General features: G+C 69.2%; 12 protein-coding genes. 5 read left to right on the plus strand and 7 right to left on the minus strand.

Going from position 1 to position 15260, the window contains the following annotated elements:
- Window positions 1-8: 8 nt before the first annotated feature.
- Together ACNQS7_RS12785 and ACNQS7_RS12790 are read right to left on the minus strand one after the other, a co-directional pair.
- Entirely contained in the window at window positions 9-3254 is a 3246-nt protein-coding gene (locus ACNQS7_RS12785) for an ATP-dependent helicase (RefSeq protein ID WP_418012829.1), read from the minus strand.
- Entirely contained in the window at window positions 3251-6352 is a 3102-nt protein-coding gene (locus ACNQS7_RS12790; RefSeq protein ID WP_418012830.1) for an ATP-dependent helicase, read from the minus strand. The genes ACNQS7_RS12785 and ACNQS7_RS12790 overlap by 4 nt, the downstream gene beginning before the upstream one ends.
- A gap of 72 nt (window positions 6353-6424) precedes the next feature.
- Between ACNQS7_RS12790 and ACNQS7_RS12795 the strand changes: the two genes are divergently transcribed.
- Together ACNQS7_RS12795 and ACNQS7_RS12800 are read left to right on the plus strand one after the other, a co-directional pair.
- Window positions 6425-7204, plus strand: a complete 780-nt coding sequence (locus ACNQS7_RS12795; RefSeq protein WP_418012831.1) for an alpha/beta fold hydrolase — start codon at window positions 6425-6427, stop codon at window positions 7202-7204.
- A 2-nt stretch (window positions 7205-7206) separates the two neighbouring features.
- Window positions 7207-7509 (plus strand): MGMT family protein, encoded by a 303-nt coding sequence (locus ACNQS7_RS12800; protein ID WP_418012832.1) that lies wholly within the window; start codon window positions 7207-7209, stop codon window positions 7507-7509.
- Here the strand turns inward: ACNQS7_RS12800 and ACNQS7_RS12805 are convergent.
- The 3 genes from ACNQS7_RS12805 to ACNQS7_RS12815 form a co-directional block, all read right to left on the minus strand.
- On the minus strand, window positions 7506-8360 hold the full coding sequence (locus tag ACNQS7_RS12805; protein WP_055577353.1) for a TIGR02569 family protein: 855 nt from the start codon (window positions 8358-8360) through the stop codon (window positions 7506-7508). The genes ACNQS7_RS12800 and ACNQS7_RS12805 overlap by 4 nt on opposite strands.
- 37 nt (window positions 8361-8397) lie before the next feature.
- Window positions 8398-9576 (minus strand): adenylyltransferase/sulfurtransferase MoeZ, encoded by a 1179-nt coding sequence (gene moeZ / locus ACNQS7_RS12810; protein WP_418012833.1) that lies wholly within the window; start codon window positions 9574-9576, stop codon window positions 8398-8400.
- A gap of 98 nt (window positions 9577-9674) precedes the next feature.
- Window positions 9675-10700, minus strand: a complete 1026-nt coding sequence (locus ACNQS7_RS12815; protein WP_418012834.1) for a DUF3152 domain-containing protein — start codon at window positions 10698-10700, stop codon at window positions 9675-9677.
- Window positions 10701-10882: 182 nt separating this feature from the next.
- Between ACNQS7_RS12815 and ACNQS7_RS12820 the strand changes: the two genes are divergently transcribed.
- On the plus strand, window positions 10883-11569 hold the full coding sequence (locus tag ACNQS7_RS12820) for a TetR/AcrR family transcriptional regulator (protein WP_055577350.1): 687 nt from the start codon (window positions 10883-10885) through the stop codon (window positions 11567-11569).
- Here ACNQS7_RS12820 and ACNQS7_RS12825 read toward each other — a convergent pair.
- Entirely contained in the window at window positions 11566-11826 is a 261-nt protein-coding gene (locus ACNQS7_RS12825; RefSeq protein WP_055577349.1) for a DUF3107 domain-containing protein, read from the minus strand. The genes ACNQS7_RS12820 and ACNQS7_RS12825 overlap by 4 nt on opposite strands.
- Before the next feature lie 216 nt (window positions 11827-12042).
- Between ACNQS7_RS12825 and ACNQS7_RS12830 the strand changes: the two genes are divergently transcribed.
- Window positions 12043-12786: an MmpS family transport accessory protein gene (locus tag ACNQS7_RS12830; protein ID WP_418015973.1), complete on the plus strand. Its 744-nt coding sequence runs from the start codon at window positions 12043-12045 to the stop codon at window positions 12784-12786.
- Here ACNQS7_RS12830 and ACNQS7_RS12835 read toward each other — a convergent pair.
- Window positions 12783-13487 (minus strand): ferritin-like fold-containing protein, encoded by a 705-nt coding sequence (locus ACNQS7_RS12835; protein ID WP_055577347.1) that lies wholly within the window; start codon window positions 13485-13487, stop codon window positions 12783-12785. The genes ACNQS7_RS12830 and ACNQS7_RS12835 overlap by 4 nt on opposite strands.
- A gap of 254 nt (window positions 13488-13741) precedes the next feature.
- Here ACNQS7_RS12835 and ACNQS7_RS12840 point away from each other — a divergent pair, with 254 nt between their 5' ends.
- Window positions 13742-15244: a DEAD/DEAH box helicase gene (locus ACNQS7_RS12840; protein WP_418012835.1), complete on the plus strand. Its 1503-nt coding sequence runs from the start codon at window positions 13742-13744 to the stop codon at window positions 15242-15244.
- The last annotated feature ends 16 nt before the right edge of the window (window positions 15245-15260 follow it).

Here is a 15260-nt window from a genome sequence, read left to right on the forward strand (position 1 = left end):
AACCACGATCAGGCGGGACTGGGGCGACCGGAGTCGACGAGCAAGGTGGTCAACTCGTCGGCATCGGGCAGCTCATCGGGCACGACGGTGGTTCCGCTGCGGACGTAGTAGAAGGCGGTGCGCACCATCGATTCGGGGCAACCCTGCAGCGCCGCCCACGCCAACCGGTACACCGCCAGTTGGACGGCGGCGTGCCGCCTGGCTTGCAGGCCGCGCGGCGGCTCACCGGTCTTCCAGTCCACGACGGTGACGCCCCCGTCGGCGTCGGCGAACACCGCGTCGATGCGCCCGCGCACCACCGTGTCGCCCATCGGCATCTCGAACGGCACCTCGACCGCGATCGGGGTGCGTGCCGCCCACGGTGATGCGGCGAAGGCCTGCTGCAGGGCGGCCAGCTCCTGCGGGTCGCCCACGTCGGAGTCCGCCGCGCCCGGCAGGTCGCCCAGGTCGAACAGCAGCTCGGCTCCGTAGAACTGTTGCACCCAGGAGTGAAAGGCGTTGCCCAGCAACGCATGTGGATCCGGGCGAGTCGGGAGTCGATAGATCAGCCGTTGGGCCGCCGCGTCCGGGTCGCGGGCCAGTTCCACCAGGCCACTGACCGACAGCTGGCTCGGCAGCGCGGGCTCAGGAGGCTGCGCCGCGCGTGCCCGTTCGGCCAGCAGTGCGTCGACATCGGCGGCCCAGCCTTCGACGTCGGCGGTGCTGCCGCTCTCGCTGGTCTCGGCGTTGGTGACCAACCTGGCACCGCGCTCCACGTCGGCACGCCTCCGCGACAGCGGGTCGACGGGCCAGACGGCTTCGATGACATTGTCCTGCAACGGGTTTCGTTCGCCGTCGGCTGGCGGCGGGGCCCACTGCTCGACGACCCCGCAGGGCCGGCCGGATCGTGCGGATTCTTCGATGATGTCCTTGAGTTCGCAGAGGAACTCCGACGGACCGCGCGGCTTGATGCCGGTGGCGCCCCAATGGTGACCGGATACCAACAGGGTGTCCTCAGCCCGGGTGACACCGACGTAGAGCAGGCGGCGTTCCTCATCGACACGTCGCTGGTCGAGCTGGGAGCGGTGCTCGGAGATCTTGTCCGACAACTGCTTTCGGTTGGTGACGGCCGAAGCGTCCAGGACCGGGATGCCGAGCGCGCCGGCCGCGGCACGATCACCGCGCAGCAGCGGCGGCAGCTCGCCGGCATCGGTGAGCCAGCTGCTTCGCGACGCGTGGGAGGGAAATGTCCCACCCGACAGGTGCGCCACCGCCACCACCTGCCATTCCAGGCCCTTGGCGGCGTGCACCGTGAGCACCTGCACGCGGTCGCGGGCGGCGATCGGCTGTGCGGGTGTCAGACCGTTCTCCCGCTCCGCGGCGACGTCCAGGTAGGCGAGCAAGCCGGCTACCGAGGCCTTGGCCACCGTCGCGGCCCGCTCGGCGTAGCCGATGACCTCATCGGCGAAGGCGTCGAGATGTTCGGCGCCCGACCATTGCCCGGTGGCGGCGGCCCGGACCTCGCAGTCGACCCCCAGGACACGGCGCACCTCGGCGACCAGGTCGGGCAGGGAGTAGCCCAGGTGCCCCCGCAGCGCGGTCAGTTCGGCGGCCAGGGCTGTGATCCGCTGATAGCCGGCCGGCGAGTAGTCCTCGGACGGGCCAGGGTCGGAGACGGCGTCGGCCAGGCAGGTGACGTCGGCGTCGGGACCGGCCGCTTGCGCGATCGACTCGGCCGAGAGGGTTTCGCTCGCGCGCTGAACACTGCCCAGATCCTGGGCGCGCCGCCACAGTGCGGCGATATCGCGGCCGCCGAGGCGCCAGCGCGCACCGCTGAGCACCCGCACCGCGGCCGCACCGGCGGTCGGGTCGGCGACCAGGCGCAGCATTGCGACGACGTCGGCGACCTCCGGAACCGACAACAGGCCCGCCAGCCCGACGACCTCCACCGGCAGTCCGCGGGCGCGCAGCGCATCGGCGATCGGAGCGGCGTCGGCGTTGCGGCGCACCAGGACCGCAGCCGTCGGCGGGGCGACCCCCTCGTCGTCCGCCCGACGGTAATGCTCCTGCAGATGGTCGGCGATCCAGTCCCGCTCGGCCTCCACGTCGGGCAGCAGCGCGCAACGGACCGTGCCCGGCGGGGCGTCCGGTCGCGGGCGCAGCGGACGCACGGCGACCGAGCGCCGCCGGGCCTCGGCGGATATGGCGTTTGCCAGGTGCAAGGTCGTGGGGGGATTGCGCCAGCTGGTGCGCAACTCCAGCGTCGGTGCGGGGGATCCGTCGGACAGCGGAAAATCGGTGGTGAACCGCGGCAGGTTGGTCGCCGAGGCGCCGCGCCAGCCGTAGATCGACTGGATCGGGTCGCCGACTGCCGTCAGCGCCAGCTCATCGTCGACCCCGCCACCGAACAGCGACGACAGAGCGATGCGCTGGGAATGTCCGGTGTCCTGGTACTCATCGAGCAACACCACCCGGTAGCGGCTCCGTAGGTCCTTACCCACCTGCGGGCACGTCGCCGCAAGCCGCGCCGCCGAGGCCATCTGCATGCCGAAGTCCATCACCTTTTCCGCGCGCATGCGTTCGGCCAGCGCATCCAGCAAGGGCACCAGCTCGGCGCGCTGCGTCTGGGTGGTCAGCATGCGCAGCAGCGACTGGTTGGGGCCGCGGTCGCGCTGACCCGGCCCGGCGGGCAGGGTGTGCACCAGCCTTTCCAGCTCCACGTGAGTGTCGCGCAGCTGGTCTGTGCTGACGAGATGTTCGGTGAGCTGGCCCCACAGCCGCAGCACCAGGGCAGTGACCGCGGCCGGGGTCTTCTCGGTCTCCAGCGGGCCCTGGTAGCCGTTGACCACATCGAATGCCAACTGCCACAGTTCGGTCTCGGTGAGCAACCTGGTGTCGGGTTCCACGGGCAGCAGCAGCCCGGATTCCCGCAACAACGAACCGGCGAAGGCGTGGTACGTGCTGACCGCCGGCGTACCTTCGCCCGGCCCCACCCCCGCGCCGGACAGGCGCGCGAGCCGCGACCGCACCCGGCGCAACAGCTGGCCGGCGGCCTTGCGGGTGAAGGTCAATCCGAGCACCTGGCCGGGCTCGGCATAGCCGTTGGCGACCAGCCAGACGACACGCGCGGCCATGGTCTCGGTCTTTCCGGCTCCCGCGCCCGCAATGACGACCAGCGGACCCGGCGGTGCGGCGATCACCGCGGCCTGCTCCTCGGTGGGCGGGAAGACGCCCAGCGCATCGGCTAATTGCGCCGGGCTGTAGCGCGGAGTCATGAGGCGCACCCGTCGTGGGCGGGGCACGACTGCCGCAGCGGGCAGTGTGAACAGCCGTCGTTGCGCCGGGCGATGAACTCCGGGCCGGCGGTCGCCTCAGCGGCCTGTCTGATCAGGTTGCGCCAGTGCTCACGGGCCTGCGGGGTGAGTGGATCCTGCTCGCGTTGGGCGGCACCGGACACACCGGTCTTGCCGGGATAGACCAGCCGCGCGCCGCCGGGCTCGTCTGGTCCGGTTTGGAAGGCGGCGATCATGCCTTCGGCGACGGCGAGTTGATACATCGCCAGCTGCGCGTGCTGCTGGGCGTCGTCCTTGCTGACCGGCGTCTTCCCGGTCTTGACATCGACGATCACCAGTCGCCCTTCGGCGTCGCGTTCCAGACGGTCGACCCGGCCGCGCAACCGGACCTGCCCGCCGTCGCTGCGTGGTGTGTCCAGGACGCCGTCGACGCCGATCTCGACGCCGACCTCGGTCAGCTCGGCACGCGTCTGCGCACGCCACTCGACGAACGCGGCAATCATGGCGCGGTGCCGGTTCAGTTCGTTCGCCGAATGCCAGTCAGCGTCGAACGGGAGGTGCCGCCACGCCCGCTCCAGGTCGGCCAACAGCTGCGCTTCCGTCCTGCCTGGTTCGGCGATCAGCGCGTGCACCACCGAACCGATCGTCGAACGCAGCTCGCGTGGGTTGGTTCCGCCGTGCCGCTCGGCCAGCCAGCGCAGCGGGCAGTCGGTCAGCGTCTGCAGGGTCGACGGCGTCAGAGTGACGACGTCGTCGCTGCCGCACAACGGAGCACTGCTGCTGACCGGGACCAAACCGTGCCATGCGGAAGGATCGGCGCCGGGCACCCCGGCCTCGGCCAGGCGAGCCAATTGCCTTGCGGCACAGGCGCGAGCGTCGTCCTCAACCGCGCCGTCGGGCGCACACACCACCGACCGCAACCGGCCGACCACCGCCGCGGTCGACAGCAAGCGCGGGGCGCTGACCGGTTGCGCCACCAGCGTTCCGTCGTCATCGAATTGAGCGATCTCGGAAAAGAACGGCGACGGCAACGCGGCTTCTCCCCCGCTGCCACCGGTGTCGCTGTCGACCGCCGTCACCAACAGCTTGTGTCGGGCCCGGCCCATCGCGGCAACCAACAACCGGCGTTCCTCGGCCAGCAGCGGCGCCCGGACCGACGCATCACCGCTGACACCGTCGAGTTCGTCGAGAAGCCGCTGGGTGGCCAGCACGCCGCCGCGCGGAATTGTGTTGGGCCACAATCCCTCCTGCAAACCGGCGATGACCACCACATCCCATTCCTGGCCCAGCGCCGCATGCGCGCTGAGCACCTTCACCTGCTGGGTCTGGCAACCAGCGTCGCGGCTGGCGGGCGGTAGTTGCAGCGCTTCGACATGCTCGACGAGTCCGCGCAGCGACGCCCCCGACGTGCGCGAGACATAGGCGTCGGTGACGTCGAACAACTCCGTCACCACCTCGAGGTCCCGGGTGGCCTGGGCCGCCGCCGGGCCACCGCGCTCGATCGCGGCCAGCCATCGCCGCTGCAGGCCACTACGGTGCCACGCCGCCCACAGTGTGTAGCGCGGGTCTTGCCCGTCGCGGTGACACCGGGCGGCGGCGGCCAGCACCGCGCGTACCCGTCGCAACGCACTGGACTGAGGGCCGGACAGTGGCTCGTCCCCGGTGAGCGTCTCCACCAGCAGGTCGGTGAAGCTGTCCGGCCGACCACGCCGCAGAGCCCTGCGCAGCTGGCGCAATGCGACCGGGTCCACCCTGCCGATCGGCCCGGACAGCAGCGCCAGCGCCTGTTCGCCGTCCAGCCCGTCGGCAGTGGCGGCAAGGACGGTGAGCAGCGTGCGGGCCGCCGGTTCCCGGCACAACGACCCGCCAGTTGCGGGTAGCGCGACCGGGACGCCGGCGGCGGCAAGGGCGCGCGGCAACCGGGCGCCGGCGCGCGGCACCGACCGGACGACCACCGCCATCTGCGACCACGGCACGCCGTCGATGAGATGCGCGCGCCGCAGGGTGTCGGCGATCAGCGCGGCCTCCGCATGTGCCGATGCGGCCAGGCGCGCCGTGACGGCGCCCTGCTCGGTTCCGGTGCCCTCGATACGCCTGCCGGCGCTGGTGCCGGGAAGTCGGCCGGCGATACCGCTGACTGCGCGGGCGACGGCAGGCCCGCAGCGGTGAGACTCCGTCAGGGTCACCGAGGGGCCGTCGACATCGAGCAGCGCGTCCGGCTCACCTCCCCGGAAGCCGAAGACCGCCTGGTTCGGGTCGCCCGCGATCAGAGCTGTTTCGGCGCCGGCCGCCAGCACCCGAACCAGTTGCGCCGCCTGCGGATCGAGTTGCTGGGCGTCGTCGACCAGGAGCACCCGGATCCGGGCACGTTCAGCGGCCAGCAACTCAGGGTCGACCGCGAGGCTTTCCAGCGCGGCGCCGACCAGTTCGGCCGCGGCCAGGGCCGGCGCCGTCGCCTGCGGCGCCGCCGTACCGACGGCCGCGCGCAGCAGCATGACCTGTTCGTACTGCCCGGCGAACCGACCGGCCGCGGCCCACTCCGGGCGCCCACAGCGTCGTCCCAGCCGCTCCAGCTGCTGGGGGTCGAGGCCGCGTTCCGCGCAGCGCGCCAACAGGTTTCGCAGCTCGTTGGCAAATCCCGCCGTGCTCAGCGCGGGCAGCAGATGCTCGGGCCAACGGTCGCCGTCCTCGGCGTCACCGGCCAGCAGTTCCCGGATGATGGCATCTTGTTCGGCGCTGGTGAGCAGCCGCGGCGGCGGGTCGCCGGCCCGTTCCGCGGCGCGCCGCAGCACGGCGTAGGCGTAGCTGTGCAGCGTGCGAACCAGCGGTTCACGTACGGCCGCCGCCCGGCTCGATCCCAATAGCGCCCTCGTCAGCGCGCTGCGCTCACGCATCCCGACCCGGCCCGAACCACTCAGCAGCAGAACAGATTCCGGCGTCACCCCCGCGGCGATGTGGGCGATCGCGGCCTCGACGAGCAAGGCGCTCTTGCCGGTCCCGGGTCCACCGAGGATGCGCACCTGCCCACGCGAACCGGGCCGCAGAACCTCGCCCGCCTCGCGACCCCACTGCAATGCCATAGCCCGTATGCAATCACCAGGCACCGACAAGTCGCCGCGACCAGGCCGGACACCGACTGGCATCATCGAAGCGTGACCCTTCATGTGCACCGCTTCGGCCCGTCCGGCCCGATCCAGTTGCTGGCGTTGCACGGCTTGACAGGTCACGGTCAACGCTGGCAGCACTTCGCGGACTACGTTCCCGAAATCACCGTGGCCGCGCCCGATCTGATCGGGCACGGCCGGTCGTCATGGGCCGCACCGTGGACCATCGAGGCCAACGTCGCCGCGCTTGCGTCCCTGCTCGAGGCCGAGACCGACGCTCCGGCGCTGGTGATGGGGCATTCGTTCGGTTCTGCGGTGGCAACGCATCTGGCGGCGGCCCGGCCCGAACTGGTGTCGTCGCTGTTGCTGCTCGATCCGGCGATCGGCTTGGACGGGCAGTGGATGGCCGAGATCGCAGCGGCGATGTTCGCCTCCCCCGACTATGCCGAGCGCTCCGAGGCCCGCCAGGAGAAGGGCGGCGGGGTGTGGGCGGACGTGGATCCGGCGGTGCTCGATGCCGATGTCGATGAGCACCTGATCCAGCTGCCCAATGGGCGGTACGGCTGGCGGATCAGCCTGCCAGCGATGATGTCCTACTGGAGTGAGCTGGCGCGTGACGTCGTGCTGCCGCCGGCCGGGGTGCCCACGACGCTGGTACGGGCGACCCGGACGTCTCCGCCGTATGTCAGCGCGGAGTTGGTGGCGGGACTGCGGGAACGGCTGGGTGATGATTTCGAGCTGCTGGATTACGAATGTGACCACATGGTGCCGCACGCCAAGCCAGATGACGTTGCCGCACTGGTACGTAAGCGGTTGAACGCACGGTAGCCATGGCCACGGTGACCGACGAGCAGATCGAGCGGGTGCGTTCGCTGGTCGCGGCCATCCCGTCCGGCCGAGTGTCCACCTATGGCGACATCGCCTCTGCGGCAGGGCTTTCCAGTCCGCGGATCGTCGGCTGGATCATGCGCACCGACTCCGCTGACCTGCCCTGGCACCGGGTGATCACGGCGTCGGGGCGACCCGCCGCGCATCTGACCACCCGGCAGCTGGAGTTGTTGCGCGCGGAGGGGGTGCTGGCGGTCGACGGACGGATCGCGCTGAGCGAGGTCCGCCACGAATTCGATGCCTAGAGAATCATCCTGACCATTGCCGCGGTGCGGGCCAGGCCCGGAAACGCCTCGGCGGTGGACCGCGGGTGCAGCGCATGGACTGCCAGCCGGAACATCAACGCGCGCAACAACATCTGTGACCACTCCGGCAACGCACTCCACCGTTCGATGAGGCCGTCGTCGGCCTCGCCCCACGACAGGGCGTCGACGACCACCACGCCGGCCGCCCACGACGCCGGCCGCCAGTACGGGGTGATGTCGGTGATGCCGGGGGGTGCGGTGCCGGCGAAAAGCACGGTCCCGTAGAGGTCTCCGTGCACCAGTTGGTTGGGACTGCGGGTCGGCTTGCGCAGCGTCGCAAGCTGATTGATCAATTCGACCGAACGCTCGGCATCAGCAGACGGCGGCGCCGTCCGTGCGCCGGGAGGCACCGACTGCAGGGGCCGTTCCTCCCACGCGGCGCGGTCGGCGGCGATGAAGACATCGACGTCGGCCCACGGCGCGGTGGGTCCCTGGGTCAGAAATCGCGGGCGCTCGAGTTTGCCGGTGGCCTCATGCAGGCGAACCGCGGCCGAGACGACTTCGTCGTGCCGGGCCTCGGGGGCACCCGCGACGAACGTGTCCGCCCGCCACCCGGACACCACGTAGCGGCCGTCGGTGGAACGGACCGGGCGGGCCAGCCGCACACCGTCGACGAACAAGGTTTCCCGCACCCGGGCCGACCAGGTGGCGCGGGCGTTGTCGGCCACCATCGACAACACCACTTCGCCGCATCTCCAGCCGCCTTCCCAGGCGGCCCCGAGGGCCGCGGGCTGGACTCCGGTCAAACCGAACGCCGCCAGTACATGCTCGGGCGGCGGCTCGTCAGTCACAGCGGTCAGCCTAATCGAGGGCAGAGCCGCGTCGGAGTCAGTACACGACCATGTCGGGCTGCATCTGCGCGGCCCAGGCCAGGATCCCGCCCTGCAGGTGCACCGCGTCAGCGAATCCGGCCTGCTTCACCGCGGCCAGCGCCTCCGCCGAGCGCACCCCGCTCTTGCAGTACAGCACAGCCACCCGGTCCTGCGGCAGCTGCGCCAAACCCTCACCGGAGATGATCAGCCCCTTGGGCACGAGCTGCGCCCCGTCGATGTGCACGATGTCCCACTCGACCTGCTCGCGAACGTCGATCAGGGCCAGCTTCTTGCCGGCGTCCATCATCGCGCGCAACTCCTGCGGAGTGATGGTCGATCCGCTGGCCGCGGCCGCGGCGTCCTCGGAGACCACGCCACAGAACTGTTCGTAATCGATCAATTCGGTGATCTTCGGCGTCGACGGATCCTTGCGGATCCTGATGGTGCGGTAGCTCATTTCCAGCGCGTCGTAAATCATCAGGCGGCCCAGCAGCGTCTCGCCGATCCCGGTGATCAGCTTGATCGCCTCGGTGCCCATGACCGACGCGATCGAGGCGCAAATGATGCCCAGCACACCACCTTCGGCGCACGACGGCACCATGCCCGGCGGCGGCGGCTCCGGATACAGATCCCGGTAGTTCAGCCCCAGCCCGTTCGGCGCGTCCTCCCAGAACACCGAGGCCTGGCCCTCGAACCGGTAGATCGAGCCCCACACGTACGGCTTGCCGGCCAGTACCGCGGCGTCGTTGACCAGGTACCGGGTGGCGAAGTTGTCGGTCCCGTCGAGGATCAGGTCGTACTCGCCGAACAACTCGACCGCGTTGTCGGCCTCGAGCCGGAACTCATGCAGCCGCACCTCGATCAATGGATTGATCGACACGATCGAGTCGCGCGCCGACTGCGCCTTGGACCGTCCGACATCGGCCGTGCCGTGGATGATCTGACGCTGCAGGTTGGACTCGTCGACGATGTCGAAGTCGACGATTCCGATGGTGCCGACGCCGGCGGCCGCCAGATACAGCAGCGTCGGCGATCCCAGACCCCCCGCGCCGATCACCAGTACGCGCGCATTCTTCAACCGCTTCTGACCGTCCACACCCAGGTCCGGAATGATCAGGTGGCGGCTGTACCGGGCCACCTCCTCACGGCTGAGGGTGGCGGCGGGTTCTACAAGCGGCGGCAGCGGTGGCGTCACACCCTCGAGGTTAGGCGATCACCACGCCGGCGAGCAGACGCGAAGTCGCACTTTTCGGCACGAAACAGTGCGACTTCGCGTCTGCTCGCGCTGAGAAACTAGGCGATGGGGAATGGCCAGGGATTGAACCGGCACGTCTTGCCGTCGGCCTTCACCTGATCGGGGTCGAACTTCGCCCCGTCGTCATTGGACGTGGAGAACGTCTGCTGCATCATCACCGGCGCCAGGGCGCCCTGCTGGTCGCACGGCTCGTGTTTCACATACCCGATGGCGTGGCCCACTTCATGGTTGATCACGTACTGCCGGTACGAGCCGATGTCGCCCTCGAACGGCACCGCTCCGCGGATCCAGCGCGCCTCGTTGATGAAGACGCGCGACTGCCGATCGGAGCCGAAAGACGGGTTGTAGCAGGATGTTTCGAGCCGGAATTCGTAACCGCAGCCTTCTCGCACCGACACCGGTGAGACCAGCGAAATGCGAAAATCCGGTTTGCCGTTATCGATCCGGATGAAGGCGAACTGCGGGTTGTGGGTCCAGCCCTTGGGATTGGCCAGCGTCATGTCGACCATCTGCGCGAACGCGTTGTCGCCGCCGTACATGTTCGGGTCCACACCGTTCTCGATCTCGATGGTGTAGCGGAAGACCTTGCTGGTGCCCTGACCAATCTGCGGGGTGGTGCCGGGGATGACACGGTACGTCTTGTCCCCGGCCTCGGTGTAGGGCCCGCCGTCGGGCAGCGTTCCGGCCGGCAGGTTCGCATCGAAGGCGACCAGGCCGCGCGGCGGGGTGTCGAGGATCGACGTGCCCACCGCCCCGATGGTGGGCGGTTCCTGGTGCGTCGCGTGAGCAGCCGGCTTGGGTGTGCTCGTCCCGGTCACCGTCTGGTAGACGACGACCAGGGTGAGCACCGTCAGCAGGGGCAGCGCGTAGGCCCGCCAACCGTAGGTGGACACGAATCGTCCCAGCCAGGTCTGCTTGCGCCATTGGCGCGGCCGGTCCCGGTCCGCGCGAACCCGCCCGGCACTCTGGCCGAGTGGGTCACGCTGGGCGCGCAGCGGCTCACGCCAGTCGTCACGCAGCACGGGCGCGCGACCGGGACCGTGGGGCGGCCACTGGGACGTCATTTCCCCAGGATGGCACAGTCGCTCCGGGCAACCAGCCCTGGCGCGCCCGAAAAACGCGCGGACCTGCTTCACATCGACCTCACACCCCAGCGAGTCCGCAGGTAGTAAGGTCATGGCAAGACAAGGGCGGCCGGGGGGAATGGGCTAAACGGTCGCCGGCCGAAGCGATCAGATTGAGGACGATGAGCGAGCTAGCCAAGACGGTGCAGCGACGTGCCGTCAGATCGGCCGACGGTGTTCGGCCGATTGAAGGCGCTCCGGTCTCCAACCGCCGGGGTAACCGGTTGCCGCGCGACGAGCGTCGCGGCCAGCTGCTGACCGTCGCCAGCGACGTCTTCGTGGAGAGCGGCTACCACGCCGCCGGGATGGACGAGATCGCCGACCGCGCCGGGGTGAGCAAGCCGGTTCTCTACCAACACTTTTCGAGCAAGCTGGAGCTGTATCTGGCGGTGCTCAATCGGCACGTGGAGAACCTGGTCAGCGGCGTCCAGCAAGCGCTGGGCCGCACCACCGACAACCGGCGCCGGCTGCACTCTGCGGTGCAGGCCTTCTTCGACTTCATCGAGCACGACAGCCAGGGCTACCGGCTGATCTTCGAGAACGACTACGTCACCGAGCCGGAGGTCGCCGCACAGGTGCGGGCGGCCACCGAATCGTGCATCGACGCCGTCTTTGCGCTCATCGCCGAAGACTCGGGCCTGGACCCGCACCGCGCCAGGATGATCGCGGTCGGGTTGGTCGGCATGAGCGTCGACTGCGCCCGGTACTGGCTGGACTCGGATCGCCCGATCTCGAAGTCCGACGCGGTCGAGGGCACCGTGCAGTTCGCCTGGGGCGGCCTGTCGCACGTGCCGCTCGCCCGTTCCTAGCCCTTGGCAGCTTTGGCGGCGACGGCTTCGGCTCCGACCCCGAATCCCACCCGGCGTGCGTCCGCGACACCGATCTCGACATAGGCGATCTTGGCCGAGTTGATCAGGAAGCGCCGGCCGCGCTCGTCATTCAGGCTCAGCAGACCAGCGTCGTCGCGCAGTGCGGCTCCGACGAGTTCTTCGACCTCAGCGGGCGTCTGCGTACTGGAGAACACCAGCTCGCGCGGACTGTCCGTGATACCGATCTTGACCTCCACGGGGGCCCCTTCCGTTGGCGTTTTCATCGCAGGCGTCTGTGCAGCAGGCTAATAGACGGTCCGGACGCGCATAGCGCCCCGCCCCCGAACCGGGAGTTCGCGGTTAGTGAACAAACCCGTCACGATTCGGTTTAGGCACCTCCTGCACCCCCGTTCCAGACCGCCGACGTCATTAACATCGGCACCATCAGTAACATCCGTGACACCCTCTACGACATCGTCCGAGACCTCGAGGAGTTCCCGGGTGATGAAGTTCGCGCGGAAAGTTACCCGCGGGACTTCGACGACGATGCCGAGACGGACAGCTGGGACGAGCCCGACTTCGAAACCGAAGACGAATGGGCCTGGCCCGCCGACCGCCGCTGGCGTCCGATCGCCCTGCTCCTGGGCGCCGTCGTGGCCATCGGCGCCATCGCCACCGCGGTCATCATCAACAGCGGCGACAGCGCCACCACCAAGGCCACCGTCGGAGTGCCGCCCCCCAGGACCGCTGTCACGTCGCCGCGATCGAGTGCGCCACCCAGCGCGACCACAAGTGCCCCGCCGACCTCCTCCCGCGCCGCGCTCCCCCCGGAGACGGTTACCACCATCGCGCCCGGCGACGCGCCCACCAAGACGGCGGTGCCGCCCACCCGGCTTCCGAACGCGGCCCCGGCCCCGACGGCCGCCCCTCCGGGCGCGACGCTCAACCCACGCGCCATCGTCTACAGCGTGACGGGCACCAAGCAGCTCTTCGATCTGGTCAACATCGCCTACACCGATGCGCGCGGCTTCCCGGTGACCGAGTTCAACGTCGCGCTGCCCTGGACGAAGGTCGTCGTACTCAACCCGGGCGTGCAGACCGAATCGGTGATCGCCACCAGCATCTACGGGCAGCTGAACTGCTCGATCGTCAACGCACAGGGCCAGCTGGTGAAGGCGTCGACCACCAACTCCGCCCTGGCGACCTGCACTCGCTAGGCCAGGCCCAGTTCGCGCATCCGGCTGTCGTGGGTGTGCTGCAGCCGTTCGAAGAACGCGCCGAGCTGCCCCAGCCCGCCCGTCCCGGAAACCACCAGATCCACCAGTTCGTCGTGGTCGGCGAGCAGGAACTGCGCCTGGGTGATGGCTTCGCCGAGCAGCCGACGTGACCACAGCGCCAGCCGGCTGCGCTGTTTGCCGCTGGACGTCACCGCCGCCCGAACTTCGGCGACGACGAACTGGGAGTGCCCCGTCTCGGACAGCGCCGCGCGCACCACGTCGGCGACCTCGTCGGGCAACCCGTCGGCGATCTCCAGGTACAGGTCGGCGGCCAGCGCGTCACCGACATACGTCTTCACCAAGGCTTCCAACCAGGTACTCGGAGTGGTCAGCCGGTGGTAATTCTCCAGCGCCGAAACGTACTTGGACATCGCCGGCACCACGTCCACACCACGTTGTTCCAGGGCGTCCCGCAGCAACTCGTAGTGGTTCATCTCGGCGGCGGCGATGCTGGCCATCGAGATCCGGCCACGCAGATTCGGGGCCATCCGCGCCTCTTCGGTCAACCGGTAGAACGCTGCCACCTCGCCATATGCGAGCAGCGCGAACAGTTCGTTGACGCCGGGATGATCCGCCGGCAGTTGTGGCCTGGGCGAATCGGCCGCCTCGTCGTAGGAGTCAGCGGAGGATGGCGAAGGCATGGTGACACTTTAGTCGGCAGGACTAACGGAACATGGGTGCCCGCTGGGCGACCAGGTACCATGCTTGTAGGTGGTGGCTGAATCTGTGCTGCTGCTGCCCAAAGAAATGTGCGTGCACGCAACTGGCCCGCCCCGATCTTTCCAGCGGGCCTCGGCGACGTAATCGGAGTCGGAAATCGTGCGCGCGAACCGCGACACAGACGAAGTACCGACTCAAACTCGATTACTGTCACCGAAAGGCTCTCACCCCGCGTATGACCGCACTTAAAAGCACTACCCCACTGACCTTTGCCAGCCTTGGAGTCCGCGACGAAATCGTCAGCGCACTGGCCGAAAAGGGCATCGAAACCCCATTTGCTATCCAGGAGCTCACCCTCCCGCTCGCACTCGCCGGCGAGGACGTCATCGGCCAGGCCCGCACCGGCATGGGCAAGACCTTCGGCTTCGGCGTACCGCTGCTGCAGCGCATCACGTCCGAGACCGCGACGCGGCCGCTGACCGGCGCACCGCGGGCCCTGGTCGTGGTACCGACCCGTGAGCTGTGCCTGCAGGTCAACGATGACCTGGCCACCGCGGCCAAATACCTCAAGGCGACCAACGAAGACGGCGTCGAGCGCCCGCTGTCGGTCCTTGCCATTTACGGCGGTCGCGCCTACGAGCCGCAGATCGAAGCGCTGCACAAGGGCGTCGACGTCGTGGTGGGGACCCCCGGCCGGCTCCTCGACCTGTGCCAGCAGGGGCACCTGCAGTTGGGCGGGTTGTCGGTGCTGGTGCTTGACGAGGCCGACGAGATGCTCGACCTGGGCTTCCTTCCCGACATCGAGCGCATCCTGCGCCAGATCCCCGCCGACCGGCAGTCGATGCTGTTCTCGGCGACGATGCCGGACCCGATCATCACCTTGGCCCGCACCTTCATGGTTCAGCCCACCCACATCCGCGCCGAGGCGCCGCACTCGCTGGCGGTGCACGACACCACCGAGCAGTTCGTCTACCGCGCCCACGCACTGGACAAGGTGGAACTGGTCACCCGGATCCTGCAGGCCCGCGATCGCGGCGCGACGATGATCTTCACCCGCACCAAGCGGACCGCTCAGAAGGTCGCCGACGAGCTGCAGGAACGCGGTTTCGCGGTCGGAGCCGTGCACGGCGACCTCGGGCAGATCGCGCGCGAGAAGGCGCTCAAGGCGTTCCGCTCAGGCGACATCAACGTGTTGGTCGCCACCGACGTGGCCGCCCGCGGCATCGACATCGACGACATCACGCACGTCATCAACTACCAGTGCCCCGAGGACGACAAGATGTACGTCCACCGCATCGGGCGCACCGGCCGCGCCGGTCGCACCGGCATCGCGGTCACGCTGGTCGACTGGGACGAGCTGGAACGCTGGGCGACGATCGACAAGGCGCTGGGCCTGGGCTCCCCCGACCCGGCCGAGACCTACTCCAACTCGCCGCACATGTACGCCGAACTGGGCATCCCGGCCGAGGCCGGTGGCACCGTGGGAACGCCACGCAAGGCCCCGGTCAAGCGTCGCGAGGCCAGCAGCAGCGGCAGTTCCGAACGCCCCGCGCGCCGCCCGGACCGCCGCAAGCGCACCCGCGGCGGCAAGCCGGTCACCGGCCACCCCGAGGCAAACACCGCGCCCGCCGCCGATGCCCCGTCCGAGGATGCGGCACCTGCTGCCGGCGCGACCAGCAGTACCCGCCGACGTCGGCGTCGTCGCAAGCCGGCGGATGCCGCCGCGGTGACCAACTGACGGCATACTCACTTCC

This window comes from Mycobacterium sp. 23 (assembly GCF_048287075.1).
GTDB lineage: Bacteria > Actinomycetota > Actinomycetes > Mycobacteriales > Mycobacteriaceae > Mycobacterium > Mycobacterium gordonae_B.